This is a genomic window from Solidesulfovibrio aerotolerans (assembly GCF_009856865.1).
Lineage (GTDB): Bacteria > Desulfobacterota > Desulfovibrionia > Desulfovibrionales > Desulfovibrionaceae > Solidesulfovibrio > Solidesulfovibrio aerotolerans.
Genome location: NZ_WVUD01000077.1, coordinates 1 through 7,168 on the forward strand (window position 1 = coordinate 1; position 7,168 = coordinate 7,168).

Below are 7,168 nucleotides of genomic sequence, written 5' to 3' on the forward strand. Positions count from 1 at the left end.
GCTCAAGGCCACCTTGCCCGCCAGGAAGACTGCTCTGCGCGAAGAGATCAGCGGGCAGCTCGCCGTTCATTCCCGCACCCCTGACATCATCGCGGGGCGGCTTCGACTGCCCTTTTCATCGCCTCGGTCGGGGCGTGACCAAGTGCGTGGGCCACCCCGAGAGCAATGACAGATTCGGCCGCTTCTGGTTGATCGCAGTCAACCTGAATGCGTTCAAACAGCGTCGGGGGCTGCCCACGCGAAAAGTGGCAGAGTATGAACATGGCCGGCTATTTCCCCCTGGGAGCGCGGTTAATGAGTTCAGCGAAATCATCCAGCGAACGAAGTTGCCACGCGGCGTCTTCGGAAATGCTGACGGCAAAGCGATCTTCAACGGCGACGATAAAAGTCGGAAAATCCACAGAATCAAGCCCCTGAAGCAAAAGGGGGACATCAGGCTTCACGCCGGCAATGATTGCCTCATCAATCCCGGCCAAGCGCAATAGATCCGTTAACTCTGACCCCGTGATCGACATGAAAAGCTCCTTCGATTCAGTGCTCGCAGCGACGGCTTAGGCTTGGACCAGCGCGCGGCGCATGATTTTACCCGTCGAGGTCTTGGGCAGGGCTGCAACCAACTGGAAGCGCACGGGGCACATGTCCTCGGGCAGATGCTCCCGGACAAACCGTCGCAGTTCCCCGCCAAAATTTGAACCCGCTTCGACGCCGTTTCGGGCTACGACAAAGGCCTGAGGCCGTTCCAAGCCCTCCACCCGGCAACCGGAGACGGCGCATTCCACTACGTCAGGATGGGTCAGGAGCACATTCTCGACTTCCTGGGGCGAGACGAACCATCCCCCCACCTTGAGCATGTCGTCAGCCCGGCCTTGGTGGATGAACACCCCGTCTGAGGCTGTGAACATGTCGCCAGTGCGCAGCCAGCCGTCAGGCAGCATGGTCTCCTGACTTTTTTCTGGAAGGTTCCAGTAGGCAGTTGCCGTGCCTTCTCCTCGGATCAGCAAAAGACCCGGCTGGCCGGCGGCGACATCAGTGTCGGCTTCATCCACCAAGCGGACTTCAAACCCTGGAGCGACTTTGCCGGTGGCACCAGGCATCGCTTCGCCGGGACGGTTGGAAATGAACAGGTTGTAGGCTTCGGTAGAACCGATGCCCTCGCAGATTTCGTAACCGGTCATTAGCTTCCAGGCTTTGAAGGTTGCCGCTGGCAACGCCTCGCCGGCAGAATAAAAGAGGCGCACACCGCCGAGGTAACTGTCCGGTTCAAGGACTCGCAGCAGGAGGTTATACAAGGTAGGCACGGCGAAAAAAACGCTCGGCCGATAACGTCTGATCAACTGGAGCAGTTCGGCGGGGCCAGGCTTTTCAGGGGACAGGATGGCCGTTGCGCCATAGGCCAGGGCCAAGCTGAAGGAAGCGATCAAGCCATAGGCAAACGACAGCTTGCTGGCGGAGAAAATCACGTCGTTCTCAGTCAGACCAATCAGGCCGCCGAAGGTCTCGGCCGGGCGCATAATGTCGCGGTGGCGATGGGGAACGCCCTTGGGACGCCCCGTGGAGCCTGAAGTGTAGAGCAAAAGTGCAAGATCGTTGGCTTCAGGGGCATAGGGCTCCAGGAAGTCGCAATAGGTTCGTAGTCCTTCGGGCCCACCTGGGGAGCAGGGCAGAACGGGAATGTTTGAAGCGACAGCGGCGGGATGACCCGTGTCCGCAATCAGTACACGGGCTCCCGCGTCGGCCAGAATCCAGGCATACTCTTCAGGGCGCAGAGACGACGATAGCGGCATGGGGCAAGCGCCGATCCACATAGCCCCCAAAAGCATGATGGGCGTCGCTGGTCCATCCGGCAGGACGCATCCCACCCTATCGCCTGGCTGTACGCCTGAGGCAGCCAGCATAGCCCCGGTTCGGGCTACGGCGCTGGCCAAGTCGGCATAGGTCAAGACGTCGTCGCCGCACAGGTAGGCCGGCTTGTCTGGGTGACGTTCCAGATTGGGGAACAACAGCGCCCACGCCGCATTGGAGACCGAGGTCACAGGCAGCCTCCCTGAATTGTTGTCGGGTTATCCTCATTGAAATAAGCAAGGTGTCTCAAAATGCAAGGGAATCGCAGGCGGAAGTTGAAGATATAGATGTCGCCGTTGTAGCCGAACGTGGAGGGCAATCCGGGACTGAAATTGTTCGCCAGGGGGGATAGTCTGGGGTGATGCGAGGGATTGCCTCCTGGTAGCGCGCACTGCCACGATCGTTGGGCAGAAATTAACTTAGCACTGAGGGCTGAGTGGCGGAGAAACTGGACAACCATCTGAAATTGTACTGGAATATGAATCGTGCAAGGGAGCAGGGATCCCTTCCCTGGGGTGGAAGGTCCCCAACGTTCCACCCTTCACCTTAAAATTTACGGTAAATATTTAAAATATTTAACTAAATTTTGAAGGTGCAAGGTGCAAGGTTTAAAAAGTTAAAATATATATATTTATTATTATTTTTCCTTTTTAAAAAAGTATAATCCAACCTTCCACCTTCCACCAAATGGCATTTATCTTTAAAATACAATATGTTAAGCGGTGCAGGGTGGAAAAAGGGAACCTCCCACCTTCCACCTAGCCTTATGTTTTAAAATAGTATAATAATTTCAATAGTATACACAATTTCTGGTTATTAGACTGACATTCTATAATAAATTTATCTTCAATGCATCGAGCGCAGACTTATGCCTCGTAAAGATATCTACTAACTCTTCAGTATCTCTACTGCAATCCAGACAATCTGCTGCCATCGGAATTTATCAGCGATCATAAGCAAGAGGAAAAATTCTTTCTGAAAATTGGTACTGTAGTCCATACTGCCGATTGGTCGGTCAGCGCTCATCAGTATTCAACCATTATTAGGGTATCTTTACCCTTATCAATAAGTTCACATCTACCCCACAGATAAATACAGCCCAAGGGTCAGGAATCTTGATCCGGTCAGCGACGAAATGGTCCGTCGCTCTTCCTCGGATGCGGGTGGTCTCGCCGAGCGATATCTGCACAGTGCCTGCAGCTGTCGTAAAAACCCCCAACACCGGGAGGGGCATTGGGGGCCAGGGGGAAGCCGCATACGTCGGGCGGCGTCGGAAGGGAAATCTCCTGGTTAGTCGGCTTTCTTGGCCCCTTTCCGTTCCCACAACTTCATATCAGTCATTTTCTTGCGGCGGTCACGAGCCAAAGACTTACAAGCCAATCCAGTCCCCTTTTTATAACCGTACTTGGCCCGGTATGCTTCCGGGGTGAGTCCATGGCTGGCAAGGTGCTTCTTCGTGATGACCTTAAAGGATTTGCCACACTCTAGGCAGGTGATAGAGGATTCCTTGATCGCTTTCTTCGGGTCAATGGTCGGGGCTTGGTCCTCAGTGGAGCCTGCAACGAGTTGTCCAACCTCGATAGCCTGGAAGCCTTTTGCCAGCGTGCTGACCATGCTGATGATCTCTTCCTGGGTCATCGCGCGGGTGGTGGCTTGAGCCTTGACGATTTCAAGCGCGGCCTGTGTGTATTCGTCCATTGTGTCCTCGTGTTTGTTTGCGGTGAACAATAGCCATAGACTCTGAGTCACCTTTTGACAAGGGGGTCTCGCGCTACTTGATTGAATGGGTGATTACCACTATTATACCAAGCGCAGGAAAGGGGGTGAAGATGAACAGAAGCGAACTTATCAAATCTTTTGCGGAGCGATTCAATACGCCAGATTACGAGGCCTCAGCCTTCGTAAACCTCTTTTTCGAGAGGATCAGGCAGGCGCTCATTGACGGTGACCGCGTGGAGATCCGTGGCTTCGGTAGCTTTTCAGTCCGCGATTACGCACCATACACGGGGCGCAACCCCAAGACAGGGGCCGTCGCCACTGTCGGACCAAAGCGGTTGCCGTTCTTCAAGGCGGGTAGGAGGCTGAAGGCACACCTCAACGGGTGACGCGCCTACCCTCGCTCCACGTTGACGTACACTAACACCAAGTTCAGCATTTCGTGGAAAGACTACGCATCCAGGCCTCGCTGGCGTAGCTTGACCAAATTGGTCCGGAAGGCCGGCTCTTTTCAATGCGGTCATGGAGGTCAGGTGCAATCCGTACATGTCGCCGTCAGGCTTGATTCTAATGGTAGTTTTGCTCATCACGCCTCATATTTCTCGTACAGGCCAAGTTCAGGAGCTGTGCGTCATGACCGCCGGAAAGGCTCCTGCTCCACGTCCACGTATTCCAGAACTAAATTCAGCATGCCGTGAAGGGACTGGATATTCTGGCTGCGCTGGTGGAGGTCACGCATGGGGAGGAGGCGACGTTTATTTATCTCGTATCCCAGTCTGGTGGTCAACCGAGACAGGGACCGTCGCTGTGCACGGACGGCGTAGAGATAGGCCTTAGAGGACGCGAGATTACGATCCTGCCCAACCGAGACGAATCCTCCAAACCCTACCCGAAGAGCGTGGCAAGCTTCTGCTGCCTAAACGCAAAGACCTGCTCCAGCCTTTTCGCGACGACCAGCTTGTGGACGGCAAGGCCGAGGACGCCGTAGGGCATGGCATAATGGACGATATCGGTCATCTCGACGCCCTCGTCCACCTCTCGAAAATGGTGCTGGTGATGCCAGAACCGGTACGGGCCGAAACGCTGCTCGTCCACGAAGTAGTTCGGCGCGGCGACATGGGTGATCTCCGTCACCCAGGCCATTGGCAAACCGGCGAGTGCCTTGATCCGGTATTCGATGATGAGGCCGGGGTACATGCACGGCGGCACTTCCGAGCGGATGTCGAAGCAGAGCCAGTCCGGGGTGATCGCGCCCAGGTTTCGCGGATCGCAGAAAAAGGTCCACGCCTCGGCGAGTGGTATAGGCAGTACCTGGACCTGTTTAATCTGGAATATGTGCACAGGACACCTCCCGATTCACCGTTTTCTGCCCGGCGTTGATGTCGCTGAAGTGCACAAGCTCATGGGCCATGCCAGCGTCAAGATGACCGTCGACCTGTACTCCCACCTGCTCGGTGATGAGAAACGGCGGACCATTGCGAAGTTGCCGAGCTTGAGCCGGGTGGAGGAGGTGGAGACGCCCCGAGAAAGACAAGTTCATTCGTGGTACCAGCCAGACTCCCCCTGCTTGATGAGATACCCTTTGTCCACCCCATCTAAGAGTTGGAAACTTTTCGGCGTTACGCGCACAATGCCGGTATCGGGGCGTTCGAGCAACGCAGCCAAGTGTGGCCTATGGCCCAGGAACGCCGTACAAATCTTCACACGCTCCCTATGGGTTGCAAGGAACTCGGCGGTTCCGTGAATGCTCAGGGCCGTGACCCTGCTCGGGTCGGTGTAACGGCAGCGGTTGTCGATAAGCAGTGCTACTCTCGGGTTTTCGAGCATGAGCTTCGCCTTATAAGACCCTGTGGACATGGCCAAATAGACCGTCAGCCCGTCCGAACCGGGCAAATACGACATAAGCGAGGTCCAGGGGCCGCTAGGTGAAATGGCGCTCAACACCGCGAAATCCATTTCACCAATAAACGCCGATATGCGCCTGAGAATCTTCATCCGTTTGTCCTTGCCCTGTTGGTGGTTACGGGCGTGCGAATGGTAGCATGGCCGTGGGCGGCCGAGCAACCGCCGTCCCGCAGGGGCGGATAACACCTGCTCGGTGATGAGAAACGGCGGACATTGCGAGAGGCGACAGGTTTACAGACGAAGAAAATGTCCCTACTTTTCTTAAATTCTTCACCTCTCATCCGCCGCAAGGAAAAAACAAATGCCCTCAAGCCGGCTCCAGCGCACCATGGCGACATTACAAGCCAATGAGGGGTATTTAGTCTTCAAACAGCTGATCGACAGCCTGATGGAGCATGTGGTCATCCTGGACACCGACGGCACCATCGTTGCCGTCAACAAGGCCTGGACCGACTTTTCTTTACGAAACTTCGGCGGCAAAACCTGCAACATGGAAGGCATCAATTACCTCTCCGTCTGCGAGCACGCCACTGGACCAGCTTCGCGTGAAGCCGCTGCGGTAGCCAATGGCCTGCGGGATGTCCTTTGCGGCAAATTCCTGGAGTTCAGAATCGAATACCCCTGCCACTCGCCGACTGAAAAACGTTGGTTCCTATTGCACGCCGCGCCGCTCATGATCGACGGGAATATCCAGGGAGCCGTGGTCTTTCACATTCCGGTCACGGAGCGAATGGAAGCCGAACACGCCCTGCTGCTGAGTGAAACCAGATTCACCAACGCCTTCAACTACGCCCCTATCGGCATGGCCCTGGTGTCGCCGGAAGGGCGGTTCCTCAAGGTCAACCCCTCCTTGTGCGACATGTTCGGCTACAGCGCTTCTGAGTTGGAATCCATGAGGTTCTGGGATCTTACGCACGCAGAAGACCTGGACGCGTCGCATAGTCATTTCCAGGCCCTGCTCGACAACCGGGTCACATCCTATCGACTGGAAAAGCGGTACGTGGTCAAGGATGGAACCCCAATCTGGGGCCGGGTGAGCGTCTCGGCTGCCCCGGATAGCGACGGCGGGCCGCTGCACTTAGTCGCGCAGATCGAAGACATAGACCGGCAGAAAAAACTCGAGCAGGAACTGACCCACTTGGCCACGACCGACCCCCTCACCGGTGCCTGCAACAGGCGGCATTTCCTCGCCAGGGCCGACGAGGAATTCTATCGCAGCAAGCGGTATGGGACTCCGTTATCTTTCCTGATGGCGGACATTGATCACTTCAAGAATATCAACGACCGCTACGGGCATGCCGTGGGGGATGTGGTTCTTAAGGACTTCACCAGGATTATTTGTGTCTGCCTGCGTCAAAGCGATACCATCGGCCGACTCGGCGGCGAGGAGTTCGGCATCCTGTTGCCCGAAACAGAAGTTGCCGACGCTCTGACCATAGCCCAACGTATTATCAACGCCATGGCGGAAACGGTTTTCGACCAAGGAAACTACAATGTCTCGGCCACGGTCAGCATTGGTATCGCCACGATGCGAGAAAATGACGTGAGCATTGCCGACTTGTCGAAGCGGGCCGACGACGCCCTGTACACTTCCAAGGACACCGGCCGAAACCGAGCGACGGTCTTCCGTGAAAAGGATTAGGCCTTACCTGAGACTGCCCCACTCGTTCACAAATACGCCGCTTCCCGCCCTGGAGGTGCTGCT

General features: G+C 55.8%; 7 protein-coding genes. 2 read left to right on the plus strand and 5 right to left on the minus strand.

The genetic code is table 11. From position 1 onward, the window contains the following. Positions 1–269: 269 nt before the first annotated feature. From GTA51_RS19670 to GTA51_RS19680, 3 genes are all read right to left on the minus strand, one after another. The gene (locus tag GTA51_RS19670; protein ID WP_160964166.1) at positions 270–515 is read right to left on the minus strand and encodes an acyl carrier protein; all 246 of its coding nucleotides are present in this window, start codon (positions 513–515) and stop codon (positions 270–272) included. A gap of 36 nt (positions 516–551) precedes the next feature. Beyond that, positions 552–2,033, minus strand: coding sequence for a benzoate-CoA ligase family protein (locus GTA51_RS19675; RefSeq protein WP_160964168.1), 1,482 nt, complete (start codon positions 2,031–2,033; stop codon positions 552–554). Between the two features lie 1,099 nt (positions 2,034–3,132). Then, a complete protein-coding gene (locus GTA51_RS19680) occupies positions 3,133–3,540 on the minus strand; it encodes a Ros/MucR family transcriptional regulator (RefSeq protein ID WP_160964170.1) in 408 nt (135 codons plus the stop codon). Between the two features lie 131 nt (positions 3,541–3,671). Between GTA51_RS19680 and GTA51_RS19685 the strand changes: the two genes are divergently transcribed. Next, a complete protein-coding gene (locus tag GTA51_RS19685) occupies positions 3,672–3,947 on the plus strand; it encodes an HU family DNA-binding protein (RefSeq protein WP_160964172.1) in 276 nt (91 codons plus the stop codon). Between the two features lie 496 nt (positions 3,948–4,443). Here GTA51_RS19685 and GTA51_RS19690 read toward each other — a convergent pair whose 3' ends face one another. Together GTA51_RS19690 and GTA51_RS19695 are read right to left on the minus strand one after the other, a co-directional pair. Continuing rightward, the gene (locus tag GTA51_RS19690; protein WP_160964174.1) at positions 4,444–4,899 is read right to left on the minus strand and encodes an SRPBCC family protein; all 456 of its coding nucleotides are present in this window, start codon (positions 4,897–4,899) and stop codon (positions 4,444–4,446) included. Between the two features lie 195 nt (positions 4,900–5,094). Beyond that, positions 5,095–5,553: a pyridoxamine 5'-phosphate oxidase family protein gene (locus GTA51_RS19695; protein ID WP_160964176.1), complete on the minus strand. Its 459-nt coding sequence runs from the start codon at positions 5,551–5,553 to the stop codon at positions 5,095–5,097. A 211-nt stretch (positions 5,554–5,764) separates the two neighbouring features. Here GTA51_RS19695 and GTA51_RS19700 point away from each other — a divergent pair, with 211 nt between their 5' ends. Continuing rightward, positions 5,765–7,105, plus strand: coding sequence for a sensor domain-containing diguanylate cyclase (locus GTA51_RS19700; RefSeq protein WP_160964178.1), 1,341 nt, complete (start codon positions 5,765–5,767; stop codon positions 7,103–7,105). Positions 7,106–7,168: the final 63 nt, after the last annotated feature.

Excerpts from the sequence above, each read along its gene's own strand:
- GTA51_RS19670 (WP_160964166.1), bottom strand. The coding sequence starts at position 515 with ATGTCGATCACGGGGTCAGAGTTAACGGATCTATTGCGCTTGGCCGGG.
- GTA51_RS19680 (WP_160964170.1), bottom strand. The coding sequence starts at position 3,540 with ATGGACGAATACACACAGGCCGCGCTTGAAATCGTCAAGGCTCAAGCC.
- GTA51_RS19700 (WP_160964178.1), top strand. The coding sequence starts at position 5,765 with ATGCCCTCAAGCCGGCTCCAGCGCACCATGGCGACATTACAAGCCAAT.
- GTA51_RS19685 (WP_160964172.1), top strand. The coding sequence starts at position 3,672 with ATGAACAGAAGCGAACTTATCAAATCTTTTGCGGAGCGATTCAATACG.
- GTA51_RS19695 (WP_160964176.1), bottom strand. The coding sequence starts at position 5,553 with ATGAAGATTCTCAGGCGCATATCGGCGTTTATTGGTGAAATGGATTTC.